Genomic DNA, 16,329 nt, shown 5'->3' with positions numbered 1-16,329 from the left:
ACTGTGCGTTTTCTGGCTACACTTTTTGGCTAACGAGAGGAGTCGGCATGAAACTTATCAGTAACGATCTGCGCGACGGGGACAAACTCCCGCATCGCCACATTTTAAACGGCATGGGGTATGACGGGGACAATATTTCCCCGCATCTGGCGTGGGACGATGTGCCCGCCGGGACCAAAAGTTTTGTCGTGACCTGTTACGATCCTGATGCACCAACCGGCTCCGGCTGGTGGCACTGGGTGGTGGTTAACCTGCCTGCAGATACCCGGGTTCTGCCGCAAGGGTACGGCTCCGGGCTGGTTGCGTTGCCGGAAGGCGTGCTGCAAACGCGCACGGACTTTGGTAAAGCTGGCTACGGCGGCGCGGCACCGCCAAAAGGGGAAACGCATCGCTATATCTTTACTGTTCACGCGCTGGATGTGGAGCGTCTTGATGTCGATGAGGGCGCCAGCGGCGCGATGGTCGGATTTAACGTCCATTTCCATTCGCTCGCCAGCGCGTCAATTACCGCGATGTTCAGTTAAGCGTAGTGCCGGATGTCGGCTTCGCCTCATCCGGCCTACCAGGCAGACCGTAGGCCTGATAAGACGCATCAGCGTCGCCATCAGGCAATTTGCTACAGAAATTCAGGCAACAATTTCAACAGCGTTCCTTGCGCTAACAGCTCGGTCGCACACTCGATATCCGGAGCGAAAAAACGGTCCTGGGTATAATGTGAAACCTGTTCGCGCAAGGCCTGACGCGCCTGTTCCAGCAGCGGGCTTGAGGTCAGTCCTTCACGTAAATCGATTCCCTGACAGGCCGCCAGCCACTCCACGGCTATCACACCGCGCGTATTTGCCGCCATCTCCCACAGTCGGCGACCAGCCGCAGGTGCCATGGAAACATGATCTTCCTGGTTGGCCGACGTGGGCAGGCTGTCTACGCTGTGCGGGTGCGCCAGCGCTTTGTTTTCACTGGCCAGTGCGGCGGCAGTGACCTGCGCAATCATAAAACCAGAGTTAACCCCACCATTTTTGACCAGGAATGGCGGCAACTGCGACATGTGTTTATCCATCATCAGCGCAATACGCCGCTCTGATAGCGCACCAATTTCCGCGATCGCCAGCGCCAGATTATCCGCCGCCATCGCCACCGGCTCGGCATGGAAGTTACCGCCGGAAATCACATCCCCTTCTTCGGCAAACACCAGCGGGTTGTCCGACACCGCGTTGGCTTCAACTAACAGTACGTCCATCACCTGGCGCATTTGCGTCAGGCACGCGCCCATCACCTGCGGCTGACAGCGCAGGGAATACGGATCCTGCACTTTTTCACAGTTATGATGGGATTGCGACAGCGCACTGGCGTCGGTCAGCACATGACGATACAACATAGCGGCGTCAATCTGCCCACGCTGTCCACGCGCGGCATGAATGCGAGGGTCAAACGGACGACGTGAGCCCAGCACCGCTTCGGTCGTCAGCGCGCCGCACACCGTCGCTGAAGCAAACAGCTCCTGGGCTTCAATCAATCCACGCAGAGCAAAGGCGGTGGACGCCTGAGTCCCGTTCAGCAGCGCCAGCCCCTCTTTCGCCTCCAGCGTAATCGGCTCCAGTCCGGCTTTTTTCAGTGCCTGCGTCGCCGGGAGCCATTCCCCCTGCCAGCGTGCTTTCCCCTCACCTAACAAAGTCAGCGACATGTGCGCCAGCGGGGCCAGATCGCCCGATGCGCCGACAGAACCTTTCGCTGGGATCAGCGGATAAACTTCGGCGTTCACCAGCGCAATTAACGCTTCAATCACGCTCAGGCGAATACCGGAGAAACCACGCGCCAGGCTGTTGATTTTCAGCACCATGATCAGACGCACCATGGCATCATCCAGCGCGTTGCCAACGCCAGCAGCATGTGAAAGCACCAGCGAGCGCTGAAGATTTTGCAGATCTTCCGTGGCGATACGGGTCTGGGCCAGCAGGCCAAATCCCGTATTGATGCCGTAGGCCGTTCGCCCTTCGGCAACAATATTATTCACGCAGGCCACGCTGGCGTTGATGGCATCAACCGCGCTGGGGTCCAGACTCAGTTGTACCGGCTGCTGCCAGATCTCCCGTAGCTGCGTAAAACTCAGATGACCTGGTGTTAACGTAAGCTTAGTCATTTCAGTCTTTCCCCTGCGTCCCGGCAATCATCGGTAAATTCAATCCTTGTTCAACGGCACATTCCACCGCGATGTCATACCCGGCGTCGGCGTGACGCATGACGCCCGTGGCCGGATCGTTATGCAGAACCCGAGCAATACGCGCGGCGGCTTCATCGGTGCCGTCACACACAATCACCATCCCCGCATGTTGCGAGAAGCCCATGCCGACCCCGCCGCCGTGGTGCAGCGACACCCAGGTCGCCCCGCTGGCGGTATTGAGCAGCGCGTTAAGCAGCGGCCAGTCGGACACGGCGTCAGAACCGTCGCGCATGGCTTCGGTTTCACGGTTTGGGCTGGCAACAGAGCCAGAGTCCAGATGGTCACGTCCAATGACGATAGGCGCGGAGACTTCACCGCTGCGCACCATTTCGTTAAACGCTAGCCCCAGTTTTTGCCGCCACTCCAGACCAACCCAGCAGATACGGGCCGGCAAGCCCTGGAAGTTAATCCGCTCACGCGCCATATCCAGCCAGTGGTGCAGGTGTTTATCGTCGGCAACAATTTCTTTTACTTTGGCATCGGTCTTATAAATATCCTGCGGATCGCCGGAAAGCGCCACCCAGCGGAAGGGGCCAATGCCGCGACAGAACAGTGGTCGAATATAGGCGGGAACAAAGCCTGGGAAATCAAAGGCATTTTCCACGCCCATCTCTTTGGCCATCTGGCGAATGTTATTACCGTAATCAAACGTCGGCACACCCATTTTGCTAAAGTCCAGCATTGCCTGTACGTGTGTGGCCATGGAACGTTTCGCCGCCTGCACCGTACCCTGCGGATCGGATACCGCTTTTGCCTGGTACTCTTCCCAGCTCCAGCCGGACGGCAGATAACCGTGTAGCGGGTCATGAGCGCTGGTCTGATCGGTGACCATATCCGGACGCACACCACGCTTCACCAGTTCCGGAACAACGTCGGCAGCGTTCGCGCACAGCGCAATAGAAACGGCTTTACCCTCACGGGTGTATTTGTCGATACGCGCCAGCGCGTCATCCAGCGTTGTGGCCTGCTCATCCACATAGCGGGTACGCAGACGGAAATCGATACGGCTTTGCTGACATTCAATGTTCAGCGAACACGCGCCCGCCAGCGTCGCGGCTAACGGCTGCGCCCCGCCCATACCGCCAAGACCAGCGGTCAGTACCCAGCGTCCGCTCAGGCTACCCTGATAATGTTGACGTCCGGCTTCAACGAAGGTTTCATACGTCCCCTGCACAATGCCCTGACTGCCGATATAAATCCAGCTCCCGGCGGTCATCTGGCCGTACATCGCCAGCCCTTTCGCATCCAGTTCGTTGAAGTGTTCCCAGGTCGCCCAGTGCGGGACCAGGTTGGAGTTGGCAATCAGCACGCGCGGCGCATTGTCGTGGGTTTTGAAGACGCCGACCGGTTTACCCGACTGGACCAGCAGCGTTTCATCGGCCTCCAGTTTGGTCAGCGCCTTGACGATGGCGTCATAGCATTCCCAGTCACGCGCGGCGCGACCGATCCCACCGTACACCACCAGCTCATGGGGATTTTCCGCCACATCAGGATCGAGATTGTTCATTAACATGCGCAGCGGCGCTTCGGTCAGCCAGCTTTTGGCCGTTAAGGTGGTGCCGCGTGGGGCACGAATATCCTGCTGACGATACTTGCTGTGAGACATGAAGGAAACTCCTCAGGCTGAATGTAGGCCGGATCAGGCGTATACGCCGCCATCCGGCACAGCGCCTGATGGCGACGCTAACGCGTCTAATCAGGCCTACGATGAACGGTCACATTGGTTAAAAGTATATACTTGTCTATACAATCAAACGCAAGGTTATAGTTAACAACTAATCTACATTTTCGTCATACTGCGGCAGCAATCACGATTTTCAGGACATGAAGCGCCCTTGCAGACGATAGCGGGAACCCGGAAAAAGCAAACGAGCATGAGAGACAATGGATGACGCAGACCAGGTCTTGCGGCGAATCAGCAGGCAGGGATCGTGTTCTTTAATGTTCAGCAGCGCGCACTCTTCCGCGCTGGCGCGAACCGCTTCGACAATATGCTCGCCTTCGGTCAACGGGGCGATCAGCGACAGATAGGCGTGCGGCGTGGTCTGACTGTAGTCCTGTGTCAGATACTCCGGCACAATCTCCGCATTGACGCAGCGATCTTCAATTTGTACAGGTAGGGAGTTTTCAAAGTGCACCATGATCGAGTGATAAATAAAGGTACCTTCTTTAACGTTCAGCGCCGTGGCCTGCTGCGCGTTCGCGCGTGTGCTTTCCAGCTTCAGCACCTCGCACCGATGCTGATGCTGGCGGGCGATAATTTCATCGGCAATGCTGCGAATTTCAAACAACGCGGACTGACCTTTCGGCTCGGCGACAAACGTACCGACGCCCTGCAAACGCACCAGCAGCCCCTCGTCAGTAAGCTCACGCAGCGCCCGATTAATGGTCATACGGCTAAAACCATACTGCGCGACCAACTCCGCTTCCGACGGGATGCGATCGTGAGGTTGCCAGATACCGCTGGCAATCTTTTCACTGATCTCCTGTTTTACCTTTTCGTAAAAAGGTGCCGGGGCAGAACGGGAGTGGGATGGGAGCATGCGTTAGCCTTCCTTACGCTGAAAAATGAGAGTGGTAAAATGGCGGCGTAACGCGATTCGACACGTCAGTGCCACCAGTGTGCGATTTGCCAGCCAAGACGCGCCGCAACGCGCGCCGCGTTGCCATCATCGTCAAAACGGGGATTAAATTCAACCATGTCTACCGCCTGCAGCTTACCGCAGCGGCACAGGGGCTCAATCAGCCTCAGCAGCGTCGACAACGGCACGCCCAGCGCGGCGGGCGCGGACACAGCGGGCATTTCCCAGACCGGTAGAACGTCGAGGTCGATGGTCAGATAGATGACGTCTACGCTGGAAATAAACTGCGCCATCTGCGACTGCGCGTTTTGACAGTGCAGATCCTCCACCACTGTAACCCCAAGCCGCTGCGCTTCATCCCACAGCGCCTGGGTGTTAGCCGCCCGGTTAACACCAAAGCAGGCGTAATGAAATTCACGCTGCTGCACGTCGCAAAGCTGCGCCAACTGGCGAAACGGCGTACCGGAGGTGGCCCGATCGGCATGGCGTAAGTCGAGGTGGGCATCGAGATTGACGATGCCCACGGTTAAGCGTGGGAACGCATCCAGCACACCTGCACCGTGGGCAAAGGCGGTTTCGTGCCCGCCCCCCAGCACAAAAGTGCGCATCTCAGCCTGCTGACAACGCTGTACCGCATGGCGTAACGCCTGCTGCGCCCCTTCGAGATCGGGGGCTTGCGCCACAATGTTGCCCAGATCCACCAGCCGGTCATGGCCTTGGTGGCTGGCTAAATTCGCCAGCGCTTTACGCAGTGCATCAGGTGCGCCAGCCGCCCCCGTGCGTCCCTGATTACGCTTTACGCCTTCATCGCAGGCGAATCCCAGCAGCGCTATCTGTTCACGATAGTTTTCCGGGCTAAACGCCGCACTAAGCGTGATGGTCTGAAACAGGCGCAGCGCGTTGGGTGACTCAGCGCGATCGTCGCGACCTTGCCAAAGCGCGGGAGATGCGGGATGCCAGTGACTCATGATGGTTGTCCTCGGAATACGCGTTGATACAGCGGGTTGCGGCCAGGTTCATACAGGATCTCAACCGGAAGGTGGGCATCCCACACCACAAAGTCCGCCACGAACCCGGCCTTCAATTGCCCATGGGTCGCCTGACGACCAAGGGCTTGCGCCGCATGACGCGTGACGCCCGCCCACGCTTCTTCCGGCGTTAAGCCAAACTGCACGCAGGCCATGTTCATCGCCCAGTGCAAACTGATAAACGGACTGGTACCAGGGTTGAAATCCGTCGCCACCGCCATAGGCACGTTATATTGACGTAGCCACTCCACCGGCGGGCGCTGTTTCTCTTTAAGAAAATAAAAGGCACCGGGCAGCAGAACACCCACCGTGCCGCTGCGACTCATCGCCGCCACACCTGCCTCATCGAGGTATTCAATATGATCGGCCGATAATCCGTGATAGCGGCTAACCAGCTGCGCGCCGCCAAGCAACGACAGCTGTTCCACGTGGCCCTTAACCGGAATGCCCAACGCCTGAGCTGCCTTAAATACCCGTTCACTTTGCGCCAGGCTAAACCCAACGCTTTCACAAAACAGGTCGACAGTCTCAAACAGTCCCTGTTCCCACAGCTGCGGCAAAATGGTCTCGCACACCAGCGTAATATAGCCGTCAGGATCGTCACGGTATTCCGCCGGTGTCGCGTGCGCGGCCAGCAGCGTGGGGCTGATTTCAAGGGTATTTTCCGCCGCCAGCGCAGAGACCACGCGCAAAATTTTCTCTTCTGTCGCCAAATCCAGACCATAGCCTGATTTCACTTCCAGCAACGTGACGCCTTCTTTTATCAGCCGTTCCATGCGCGCGCGCGCCACGGCAAGGAGCTGATCGTCAGATGCGCGGCGGGTCGCCGACACGGTGGCGTTTATGCCCCCACCCTGGGCGCTGATTTGCTGGTAAGACACACCATTCAGCCGCTGCTCCCACTCGCCTGCACGATTTCCGCCAAAAACCAGATGCGTGTGGCAATCAATCAAACCTGGCGTAACCAGCCGACCCTGCATATCAAAGGTATTGTCATGTGTGCGGTATAACAAGGATTCAGGCACGATGGCGCGAATCTTGCCCTGTCGAATAATCAGCGCGTGACCGTCCACCAGCCCATACGGGGTATTACGTTCAGGATCCATGGTCGCCAGGCGGACATTACGCCAGATGGCATCATCAGGGAAAAATTGCTGCATTCCACTCACCACTTGTCATAGGTTGTATAGACATTTATTGAGATCCTGCGGATGTTGTCAACCTGAAGGGCGATAATTGTTATTTAATTGTGATATCAGGACGTTCTGCATCCGACATTGCTGCTATAAAAAACAACTTTTTACCTTTTCGCCTTTCCGTTTCGCTCAACTTAGTATAAAAAAGCAGGCTTCAATGGATAAATTTCAAAGCCCGGAGCAACCTGTGAACATTTCATCAGTTTCCCGTCTGGCGCTGGTAATGGCTTTTGGCGTGACGCTGACCGCCTGTAGCGCAACCTCGCCCGATCAAATTCCTTCCGACCAGACCGCGCCAGGCACCTCCTCGCGCCCGATTCTGTCGGCAAATGAAGCCAGCAATTTTGTCGCGGCTCATTATTTTTCGGCACTGACGCCAAACACCGCGCCGTGGTCCCCTTCTGCGATTTCTCTGCCCGCACAGCCTGATTTTGTTGTCGGCCCGGCAGGGACTCAGGGCGTCACCCACACCACCATTCAGGCGGCGGTGGATGCAGCAATCATTAAACGCACCAACAAGCGTCAATATATTGCGATCATGCCGGGTGAATATCAGGGCACGGTTTATATCCCTGCAGCAACGGGCAGCCTGACGCTGTACGGCATGGGCGAAAAACCGCTTGATGTGAAAATTGGCCAGGCCATTGACGGGGAAATGAGCACCGCTGACTGGCGTCGTACGGTCAACCCGAGCGGCAAATATATGCCGGGTAAACCTGCGTGGTATATGTTTGATAATTGCCAGAGCAAGCGCGGTACCAACATTGGCGTACTGTGTTCTGCGGTCGTCTGGTCACAAAACAACGGTCTGCAGTTACAGAACCTGACCATCGAAAACAACCTCGGCGACAGCGTGGATGCAGGTAACCATCCGGCCGTTGCTCTGCGTACCGATGGCGATAAAGTACAGATCAACAACGTCAACATTCTGGGTCGTCAGAACACCTTCTTCGTAACCAACAGCGGTGTACAAAACCGTCTGGAAAACGATCGTCAGCCGCGTACGCTGGTGACAAACAGCTACATTGAAGGCGATGTGGATATTGTTTCTGGTCGCGGCGCGGTGGTATTCGAAAACACCGATTTCCGCGTCGTCAATTCTCGCACCCAGCAGGAAGCCTACGTGTTCGCACCTGCCACGCTGTCGAACATTTATTACGGTTTCCTTGCCGTCAACAGCCGCTTTACGGCTGCCGGTGATGGTGTGGCGCAGTTAGGCCGCTCGCTGGATGTTGATTCTAACACCAATGGTCAGGTGGTGATCCGCGACAGCGTGATCAACGAAGGCTTTAACATGGCAAAACCGTGGGCTGACAGCGTTATCTCAAAACGCCCGTTTGCCGGTAACACCGGTGCGGAAGATGACAAAGGTGAAATTCAGCGCAACCTGAACGACACCAACTTCAACCGCATGTGGGAATACAACAACCGCGGTGTGGGTAGCAAAGTGCTTGCCGAGCCGAAGCAGTAATTGCAAAAAGGGATGGCTGACCGCCATCCCTGAACATCTCTACCTTATTATTGCACCAGTACAGCCTGGCACTTGGGCCGGTAACCCAACAACCGGTTTATCCTCTACAGATTCCTGGGATGTTCCACCCGAATAGGCAGGAACAGCAAAAACAGGAATCACGTTCAGATAATGACGCCCGCAAGCGGGCGTCACAGTGGTTAGTACGCGTTGATCACAACCCACATCGGGCCTTGTCCGACTGCATAACGACCTTTCTCGGTCAGCAGCCCCTGCTCACCGGCAATGTCATACACCGCAATATGGTGCGATTTCTGCCCGGCGGCAATCAGGTATTTTCCGCGGTGGTCGATATTAAAGCCACGCGGCTGGGTTTCGGTAGGCTGGAAGCCCTCTTTGGTCAGCACGCTGCCGTCTTCTGACACGCTAAACACCGTAATCAGGCTGGCGGTACGGTCACAGGCATACAGATGACGACCGTCAGGCGTGATATGAATATCTGCCGCCCAGCGGGTGTCGGAGAAATCAGCTGGCATCATATCCAGCGTTTGTACGCACTCAATTTTGCCGTGCGGATCGTTCAGTTCCCAGACATCAACCGAACTGTTCAGCTCATTGACGCAATAGGCGTACTGATGATTCGGATGGAACGCCATATGACGCGGTCCCGCACCCTCTACGGTCGTCACCTCCGCCGGATCCTGCGCGACCAGCTTGCCATCATCGCTGAGGCCAAACAGGCAGATACGATCCTGCTTCAGTGCGGGAACCCACAGCGTGCGGTTATCCGGAGAGATATTGGCCGAGTGGCACCCGTCCATACCTTCCACTACGTCCACCAGCTCAACCGGTAGGCCATCCTCCAGACGCGTCACGCTCACGCTGCCTGCGTTGTACGATCCGACAAACACAAAACGACCTTGATGATCGGTCGAAATATGCGTCGGGCTGCCCGGCAGCGCAGATTCTGCGGCAAAGGTCAGCGCACCGTCATCCGGCGCAATACGGTAGGCCAGCACGCGAAACTCAGGACGCACGCCAACATACAGATAGCGCTTATCCGGGCTGACGACCATCGGCTGCACCTGACCCGGTACATCAACCACCTGCGTCAGCGTCAGTGAACCGTCGTGATTCAGGCTCCAGACGTGGATTTGCTGACTTTCAGGGCTGGCGGTATAAACGGTTTGCTTCATGAATGCTCCTTTTACTTTTTGGCAAGTGGCTGCAACTGCCTGACACACGCCTAAGGTAGACGCTTTTAACGGTGGATGCTTAATTAAGACTCAGAATTTTGTCCGGTTGCCGACTCGGTGTACCATGCCAAAAGACACAATTCTCAACCTTAATCTGGAATAACTGATGACCACTCGCGTGATTGCCCTGGATTTAGACGGTACGTTGCTGACCCCGAAAAAAACCTTACTGCCCTCTTCTCTCGAAGCGCTATCATGCGCCAGAGAAGCCGGCTACCAACTTATCATTGTCACGGGTCGCCATCACGTTGCTATTCATCCTTTTTATCAGGCACTGGCGCTGGATACACCTGCAATTTGCTGTAATGGCACTTACTTGTATGATTATCAGGCAAAAAAGGTTCTGCAATCCGATCCCCTTCCCGTGGATCAGGCGTTGCAGCTGATCGATCTGCTGGAGGCACATCAGATCCACGGTCTGATGTATGTAGACGATGCCATGCTGTATGAGCGCCCGACCGGGCATGTGGTACGTACCGCAAACTGGGCGCAAACCCTGCCGCCGGAGCAGCGTCCCACCTTTACCCAGGTCCCCTCACTGGCGCAGGCCGCACAGGACGTTAACGCTGTCTGGAAATTTGCCCTGACCGACGAAGATATTCCTAAGCTGCAGCAGTTTGGCAAGCACGTTGAGCAACAGCTGGGGCTGGAGTGCGAATGGTCATGGCACGATCAGGTCGACGTGGCCCGCAAAGGCAACAGCAAAGGACGACGCCTTGCCCAGTGGATTGAAGCGCAGGGCGGGTCAATGGAGAATGTCATCGCCTTTGGCGACAACTTTAATGATATCAGCATGCTGGAAGCCGCAGGCACCGGCGTGGCAATGGGTAACGCAGATGACGCGGTCAAGGCTCGCGCCAATATCGTGATTGGTGACAACACCACCGACAGCATCGCCAAATTTATTTATTCTCACCTGCTGTAATCAGGCGGTTATCGACACGCTCTTAATTTGCGCGTACAGCCACAGGCCAGGTTTGATGCCCAGTTCATCCCTGGCCCACGGGCTGATCCTCGCCCACAGCGTTTTACCGCCGACCTCAAGCTGCACTTCCACCTGCCCGTTGTCGTCATAGCACTGCGCGACCTTGGCGCGCAACACGTTGCGAATACTGGTCTGCTGCGGCGGTTGTAATACCAGTGATACATCCGAGGCCTGAATACGAATACGCAGCGCGGTTTGCAGCGGCTGCTCCAGTTTATTAACCCACAGATGCTGATCGCCCAGCGCCAGCGCGGTCATTGAATAATGCGGATGATGTTCCAGCACGCTGACTTTGAGGATGCTGCTTTGCTGTTCTTTCGGTAGCCAGGGGTGCATCACGCTGCTGCCCCAGACATCCTCCAGCGAGCCAAACGCTTTTACCTGGCCGTTCTCCAGCACCATCACTTTATCGGCCAGATGCAAAATCTCATCCAGCGAATGGCTGACATACAGCATCGGGATGTTGATTTCGCGCGCCAGGCGTTGCAGGTAGGGCAGCAGTTCACGCTTACGCGGAATATCCAGTGACGCCAGCGGCTCGTCAAGCAGCAGCAACTCAGGCGCGGTCAGCAGCGCCCGACCAATGGCCACGCGCTGTTTTTCACCGCCGGAAAGGCTACCAGGCAGGCGCTCGAGTAGCGGTTCAATCCCTAACAACATCACCAGCTTATCAAACTGCCCGGCCATGCTTTTCGCCATGCCGTAGCGCAGGTTACCGCGCACTTTATAATGCGGGAACAGGCGCGCATCCTGAAAAACGTAGCCGACCCGGCGTTTTTCAGGGGTTAAACAGATGCCATTTTCTACATCGTTCAACACCCGACCGTTGAGCACAATGCGCCCGGACTGCGGCTTCGTCAGTCCGCTAATGGCGTTAATCAGCGAGGTTTTGCCCGCCCCGGACACGCCAAAAATCGCGGTAATGCCAGTGGCGGGTAACGTTTCGTCGAGCGTCAGACAGTGCGAGCCTAACGTCTGGGTGAAATTCAGTTCCAGCATGATTATCGCCCCGTCCGTTCGCGGCTGATGCGCGCCAGCCATTCAGAAATCAGTAGCGAAATTAACGCCAGCACAATCGAAATAATGCAAAGCCTCGCCGCCGCGCTTTCACCACCGGGGGTCTGGATCAGGGTATACATCGCCGAAGGAATAGTGCGGGTTTCACCGGGGATATTGGAAACAAAGGTAATTGTTGCGCCAAACTCGCCAAGCGAGCGGGCAAAGGCCAGCACCGTACCGACAATAATACCCGGCAACATCAGCGGCAAGGTGATGGTCAGAAATACGCGCCAGCGACCGGCCCCCAGCGTACGGGCGGCCTGCTCCAGCTTGACGTCGACACCTTCCAGCGCCAGACGGATGGCCCTCACCATCAGAGGGAAAGACATCACCGCCGCCGCCAGTACCGCGCCGCGCCAGCTAAAGGCAAAGGTAATACCAAACCAGTCGTACAGACGCTCGCCGATAAATCCGCGCCGCCCCATGGCGACTAACAGCAGATAACCGACCACCACCGGTGGCAGTACCAATGGCAAGTGCAGCACGCTGTCGAGCAGCGCTTTGCCTGGGAATTTGCATCGCACCAGCAGCCAGGCAAAGAAGATCCCAAACGGCAGGCTAAACAGCACGGCCAGGGAAGAAACTTTCAGGCTCAGTATAACAGCCTGCCATTCAGGATCGCTGAGTATCATTACTTGGTCGTAAATCCATAACGTTTAAAGATTTCAGCAGCCTGCGGTCCCTTCAGGTAATCATAGAACGCGCTGACCGTGGCGTTGGAATGCCCATCAACAATCGCGACTGGGTATTCGACTTTTTTGTGTGAATCTTCCGGGAAAGTGGCTACCACTTTGACGCCTTTGCTGGCGACAGCATCGGAACCGTAAACAATCCCCAGCGGCGCTTCGTTACGTTCGACCAGCGCCAGTGCGCCGCGTACGTCTTCAGCTGGGGCCAGTTTCGGCGCCAGAGTATCCCATGCGCCCAGTTTTTGCAGCGCTTCTTTGGCATAAATGCCCGCCGGAACATGTTCCGGGTCACCGACCGCCAGACGCCCGCCATTCAACAGGTTGGTCCAGTTGGTTTTACTGTCGATGGCAAAGTCTTTTTGCTCACTGGCTTTCGGTGCGACAACCACCAGGCTGTTTCCGAGCAGCGTTTTACGCGATGCGGTGTCGATAGACTTTTTGTCTACCGCATAATCCATCCATTTCTGGTCGGCAGAAATAAACAGATCGGCGGGCGCACCGGCTTCAATTTGGCGCGCCAGCGTAGAAGACGAGGCAAAAGAGGAGACGACGTCCACGTTCTTCTCTTTTTTATACTGGGCTGCAATATCCTGCATCGCATTTGTCAGCGACGCCGCGGCGAACACCGTAATTTTGCCTTCATCCGCCAATGCATGCCCGGCAACAGAAAGAGAGAGTGTTGCCCCTGCAAACAAGCGTAACCATGTACGTGCCATCTGTAACTCCTTTGCGTTTCGTTATGTACGCAGCAATATAACGATTAATTCAGGATTTTCCCAGTGGTTATTCGTACCCATCAAAGGTTATATAAAGAAATTATCGGCAGGAAAAGCAGGATCTTGAGAAACTATAGGTACAGAAAGCGAGCCGGGAGGCGAGAAATATAAACGCCCGACTGAGCGGGCGTTTGGGGAATCAATGGTTCTGTTTGGACTGATCTTTCTGACCGATACCGGAGAAAATGTTGAACACTTCACCCAGTCCGTAAATCAGCCCCAGAATGATGGCCATCACCACAGGAACCATGATTACGGCGAATACCAGACTTTTCAATAACTCTAACATGATCAACTCCAGATATAGTCCTTAGCTGTATTTTAACCCCATAACGCAGAATTGCACTCCCCTTTTGTGCGGTCGACTTTGCGCGCGCGCGGTTTTCCGTCACAATATCCCTTTTGCCAGGAGCTTGATATGCAGGCCGAAATCCTTCTTACCCTGAAACTTCAGCAAAAGCTGTTTGCCGATCCCCGCCGCATTTCGCTGCTTAAGCACATTGCGCTTTCCGGCTCTATTAGTCAGGGCGCGAAGGATGCGGGCATCAGTTACAAAAGCGCCTGGGATGCCATCAATGAGATGAACCAGCTCAGTGAGCAAACGCTGGTAGAGCGCGCCACCGGCGGCAAAGGCGGCGGCGGCGCGGTATTAACCCGCTATGGCCAGCGCCTAATCCAACTTTACGATTTGCTGGCACAAATTCAGCAGAAAGCGTTTGATGTCCTGAGCGACGACGACGCCCTGCCGCTGAACAGTTTGCTGGCAGCCATCTCCCGTTTTTCACTGCAAACCAGCGCCCGTAACCAGTGGTTTGGCACCATTACCGCACGCGACCACTCTCAGGTTCAGCAGCATGTTGATGTCCTGCTGGCCGATGGCGAAACGCGGCTGAAAGTCGCGTTGACGGCGCAAAGTGGCGAACGTTTAGGGCTGGATGAGGGTAAAGAAGTGCTGGTCCTGCTGAAGGCGCCATGGGTGGGGATCACCCAGGACGACGCTATCGCCCAGGCGGCTGATAACCAACTACAGGGGACCATCAGCCATATTGAGCGCGGCGCCGAACAGTGCGAAGTGTTAATGGCGCTGCCCGATGGCCAGACGCTGTGCGCCACGGTTCCGTCGGAAGACGCCGCGACGCTGCAAGAAGGCGCTAACGTCACCGCGTATTTCAACGCCGACAGAGTGATTATCGCCACGTTGTGTTGAGTCGATTGACATCGGCTCGCAGAACACGTATCCCTGTTGTTCATTGCTGCAAAACATGGGATATAAAATGTCATCGTTGCAAATTTCGCAAGGCACGTTTCGTCTGAGCGACACAAAAACGCTCCAGTTGAATACGTTGACGTTGAACGCGGGGGATAGCTGGGCGTTTGTCGGTTCTAACGGCAGTGGGAAATCCGCGTTAGCGCGTGCGCTGGCGGGGGAATTGCCGCCGTTAAAAGGCGAGCGCCGCTGTCAGTTCACGCGCATCACCCGACTCTCCTTTGAGCAGTTGCAACAACTGGTCAGCGACGAATGGCAGCGAAATAACACCGATCTCCTCAGCCCCGGCGAAGACGACACCGGACGCACGACGGCAGAAATCATTCTGGATGAAATAAAAAACCCAGCGCGATGCAAAGCGCTGGCGCAGCAGTTTGGCATTACGCATCTGCTCGACAGGCGTTTCAAATACCTCTCTACCGGCGAAACACGTAAAACCCTGCTTTGTCAGGCGCTGATGTCGGAACCGGAATTGCTGATCCTGGATGAACCGTTTGACGGGCTGGACGTTGCGTCACGTCATCAGTTAGCGGATTTGCTCGCCACGTTGCATCAGGCAGGTATTACGCTGGTGCTGGTCCTCAACCGCTTTGATGAGATTCCAGAATTCGTGCAGTTTGCTGGCGTCCTCGCGGATTGCACCCTGACTGAAACCGGCGAGAAAGCCGGTTTACTGCAACAGGCATTGATAGCCCAGCTTGCGCATAGCGAACAACTGGCCGGGATTACATTACCCGAACCCGATGAACCCTCTGTTCGCCATACGTTGGCCGATCACGAGCCGCGTATTGTGCTCAACGATGGCGTGGTCTCGTATAACGATCGCCCTATTCTGCATCACTTGAGCTGGCAGGTGAATCCGGGCGAACACTGGCAAATTGTCGGCCCAAATGGCGCGGGGAAATCCACCCTGCTCAGCTTAATCACCGGCGATCACCCACAGGGTTACAGCAACGCCCTGACGCTGTTTGGTCGTCGTCGCGGCAGCGGTGAAACCATCTGGGATATTAAAAAACACATTGGCTATGTCAGCAGCAGCCTGCACCTCGAGTACCGCGTCAGTACCACGGTACGCAACGTGATCCTCTCCGGTTATTTTGATTCGATCGGTATCTACCAGGCGGTTTCTGACCGGCAGCGTAAGCTGGTACAGCAGTGGTTAGACATTCTGGGCATCGATAAGCGTACTGCCGACGCGCCGTTTCACAGCCTTTCCTGGGGTCAGCAGCGACTGGCGCTGATTGTTCGCGCGCTGGTTAAGCACCCTACTCTGTTAATCCTCGATGAACCCTTGCAGGGGCTGGATCCGCTGAATCGCCAGTTGATCCGCCGTTTTGTTGATGTGCTGATCGGCGAAGGTGATACCCAGCTGCTGTTCGTTTCTCACCACGCCGAGGATGCGCCAGCCTGCATTACCCATCGACTGGAGTTTGTGCCTGACGGCGAGATCTATGGCTATCGACAAACGTCCCTGGAATAATAAACATGTTATTTCAGGCAAGCTGTTCCGTTCACCTCATGTATATAGCTTCTCCGATGCCACACTACCCGTGAACGGGTAAAGGGCGTTCTCCGCCACGCCCTTTACAATCCCGGCTCCCGGCGGGAAAATTGCCACTTCGTGGTCCCCTCCGCTTATTCCTCCAGGCTACCGGGCCGGGCGCGAGGAAGCATCCATGCAAAACGCGCCCTGAACCCGCATCCCTGCGGGTTCTCCCGGCCTTACGGAAACACGTCGGCAATTTTCAGCCGGACCAGCCCACACCTAACCACCGGTGTTGTTATTTGAACTTACCTGAACA

General features: G+C 56.0%; 15 protein-coding genes. 5 read left to right on the top strand and 10 right to left on the bottom strand.

From position 1 onward, the window contains the following. The first annotated feature begins 47 nt into the window (after positions 1-47). Positions 48-524: a kinase inhibitor gene (locus FDW98_RS18135; protein WP_096757787.1), complete on the top strand. Its 477-nt coding sequence runs from the start codon at positions 48-50 to the stop codon at positions 522-524. Between the two features lie 92 nt (positions 525-616). Here the strand turns inward: FDW98_RS18135 and hutH are convergent, their stop codons facing one another. The 5 genes from hutH to hutI all read right to left on the bottom strand — a co-directional run bounded on the left by hutH (position 617) and on the right by hutI (position 6,988). Beyond that, a complete protein-coding gene (gene hutH / locus FDW98_RS18130) occupies positions 617-2,137 on the bottom strand; it encodes a histidine ammonia-lyase (RefSeq protein WP_096757788.1) in 1,521 nt (506 codons plus the stop codon). A 1-nt stretch (position 2,138) separates the two neighbouring features. Next, positions 2,139-3,824, bottom strand: coding sequence for a urocanate hydratase (gene hutU / locus FDW98_RS18125; protein WP_096757789.1), 1,686 nt, complete (start codon positions 3,822-3,824; stop codon positions 2,139-2,141). Positions 3,825-4,035: 211 nt separating this feature from the next. Continuing rightward, on the bottom strand, positions 4,036-4,761 hold the full coding sequence (locus FDW98_RS18120; protein WP_096757790.1) for a histidine utilization repressor: 726 nt from the start codon (positions 4,759-4,761) through the stop codon (positions 4,036-4,038). Positions 4,762-4,826: 65 nt separating this feature from the next. Next, positions 4,827-5,768 (bottom strand): formimidoylglutamase, encoded by a 942-nt coding sequence (gene hutG / locus FDW98_RS18115; protein ID WP_096757791.1) that lies wholly within the window; start codon positions 5,766-5,768, stop codon positions 4,827-4,829. After that, on the bottom strand, positions 5,765-6,988 hold the full coding sequence (gene hutI, locus FDW98_RS18110; RefSeq protein WP_096757792.1) for an imidazolonepropionase: 1,224 nt from the start codon (positions 6,986-6,988) through the stop codon (positions 5,765-5,767). Before hutI ends, hutG begins: the two co-directional genes overlap by 4 nt. Before the next feature lie 223 nt (positions 6,989-7,211). Between hutI and FDW98_RS18105 the strand changes: the two genes are divergently transcribed. After that, positions 7,212-8,495, top strand: coding sequence for a putative acyl-CoA thioester hydrolase (locus FDW98_RS18105; RefSeq protein ID WP_096759446.1), 1,284 nt, complete (start codon positions 7,212-7,214; stop codon positions 8,493-8,495). A 200-nt stretch (positions 8,496-8,695) separates the two neighbouring features. On the opposite strand, the gene pgl is transcribed toward FDW98_RS18105, so the two are convergent. Continuing rightward, positions 8,696-9,691, bottom strand: a complete 996-nt coding sequence (gene pgl / locus FDW98_RS18100; RefSeq protein ID WP_096757793.1) for a 6-phosphogluconolactonase — start codon at positions 9,689-9,691, stop codon at positions 8,696-8,698. Between the two features lie 166 nt (positions 9,692-9,857). Here pgl and FDW98_RS18095 point away from each other — a divergent pair, with 166 nt between their 5' ends. Then, the gene (locus tag FDW98_RS18095) at positions 9,858-10,676 is read left to right on the top strand and encodes a pyridoxal phosphatase (protein ID WP_096757794.1); all 819 of its coding nucleotides are present in this window, start codon (positions 9,858-9,860) and stop codon (positions 10,674-10,676) included. Here the strand turns inward: FDW98_RS18095 and modC are convergent, their stop codons facing one another. The 4 genes from modC to FDW98_RS18075 all read right to left on the bottom strand — a co-directional run bounded on the left by modC (position 10,677) and on the right by FDW98_RS18075 (position 13,549). Continuing rightward, positions 10,677-11,735, bottom strand: coding sequence for a molybdenum ABC transporter ATP-binding protein ModC (gene modC / locus FDW98_RS18090; protein ID WP_096757795.1), 1,059 nt, complete (start codon positions 11,733-11,735; stop codon positions 10,677-10,679). It abuts the gene before it with no gap. A gap of 2 nt (positions 11,736-11,737) precedes the next feature. Then, positions 11,738-12,427 carry a molybdate ABC transporter permease subunit gene (modB, locus tag FDW98_RS18085; protein WP_096757796.1) on the bottom strand — a complete coding sequence of 230 codons (690 nt, stop codon included), beginning with the start codon at positions 12,425-12,427 and terminating at the stop codon, positions 11,738-11,740. Next, positions 12,427-13,200, bottom strand: coding sequence for a molybdate ABC transporter substrate-binding protein (gene modA / locus FDW98_RS18080; RefSeq protein ID WP_096757797.1), 774 nt, complete (start codon positions 13,198-13,200; stop codon positions 12,427-12,429). Before modA ends, modB begins: the two co-directional genes overlap by 1 nt. A 199-nt stretch (positions 13,201-13,399) precedes the next feature. Further along, positions 13,400-13,549 carry an AcrZ family multidrug efflux pump-associated protein gene (locus tag FDW98_RS18075; protein WP_085047482.1) on the bottom strand — a complete coding sequence of 50 codons (150 nt, stop codon included), beginning with the start codon at positions 13,547-13,549 and terminating at the stop codon, positions 13,400-13,402. 129 nt (positions 13,550-13,678) lie between these two features. Between FDW98_RS18075 and modE the strand changes: the two genes are divergently transcribed. Both modE and modF read left to right on the top strand, forming a co-directional pair. Then, a complete protein-coding gene (modE, locus tag FDW98_RS18070; protein ID WP_096757798.1) occupies positions 13,679-14,467 on the top strand; it encodes a molybdenum-dependent transcriptional regulator in 789 nt (262 codons plus the stop codon). A 67-nt stretch (positions 14,468-14,534) separates the two neighbouring features. Then, positions 14,535-16,007, top strand: a complete 1,473-nt coding sequence (gene modF, locus FDW98_RS18065) for a molybdate ABC transporter ATP-binding protein ModF (protein ID WP_096757800.1) — start codon at positions 14,535-14,537, stop codon at positions 16,005-16,007. The last annotated feature ends 322 nt before the right edge of the window (positions 16,008-16,329 follow it).

The sequence above is a fragment of the Citrobacter sp. wls711 genome (assembly GCF_005281055.1).
GTDB classification, from domain to species: Bacteria; Pseudomonadota; Gammaproteobacteria; order Enterobacterales; family Enterobacteriaceae; genus Citrobacter; species Citrobacter gillenii.
The sequence above is the reverse complement of the archived record's forward strand: the minus strand, read 5'-3'. Positions and strand labels throughout refer to the sequence as shown.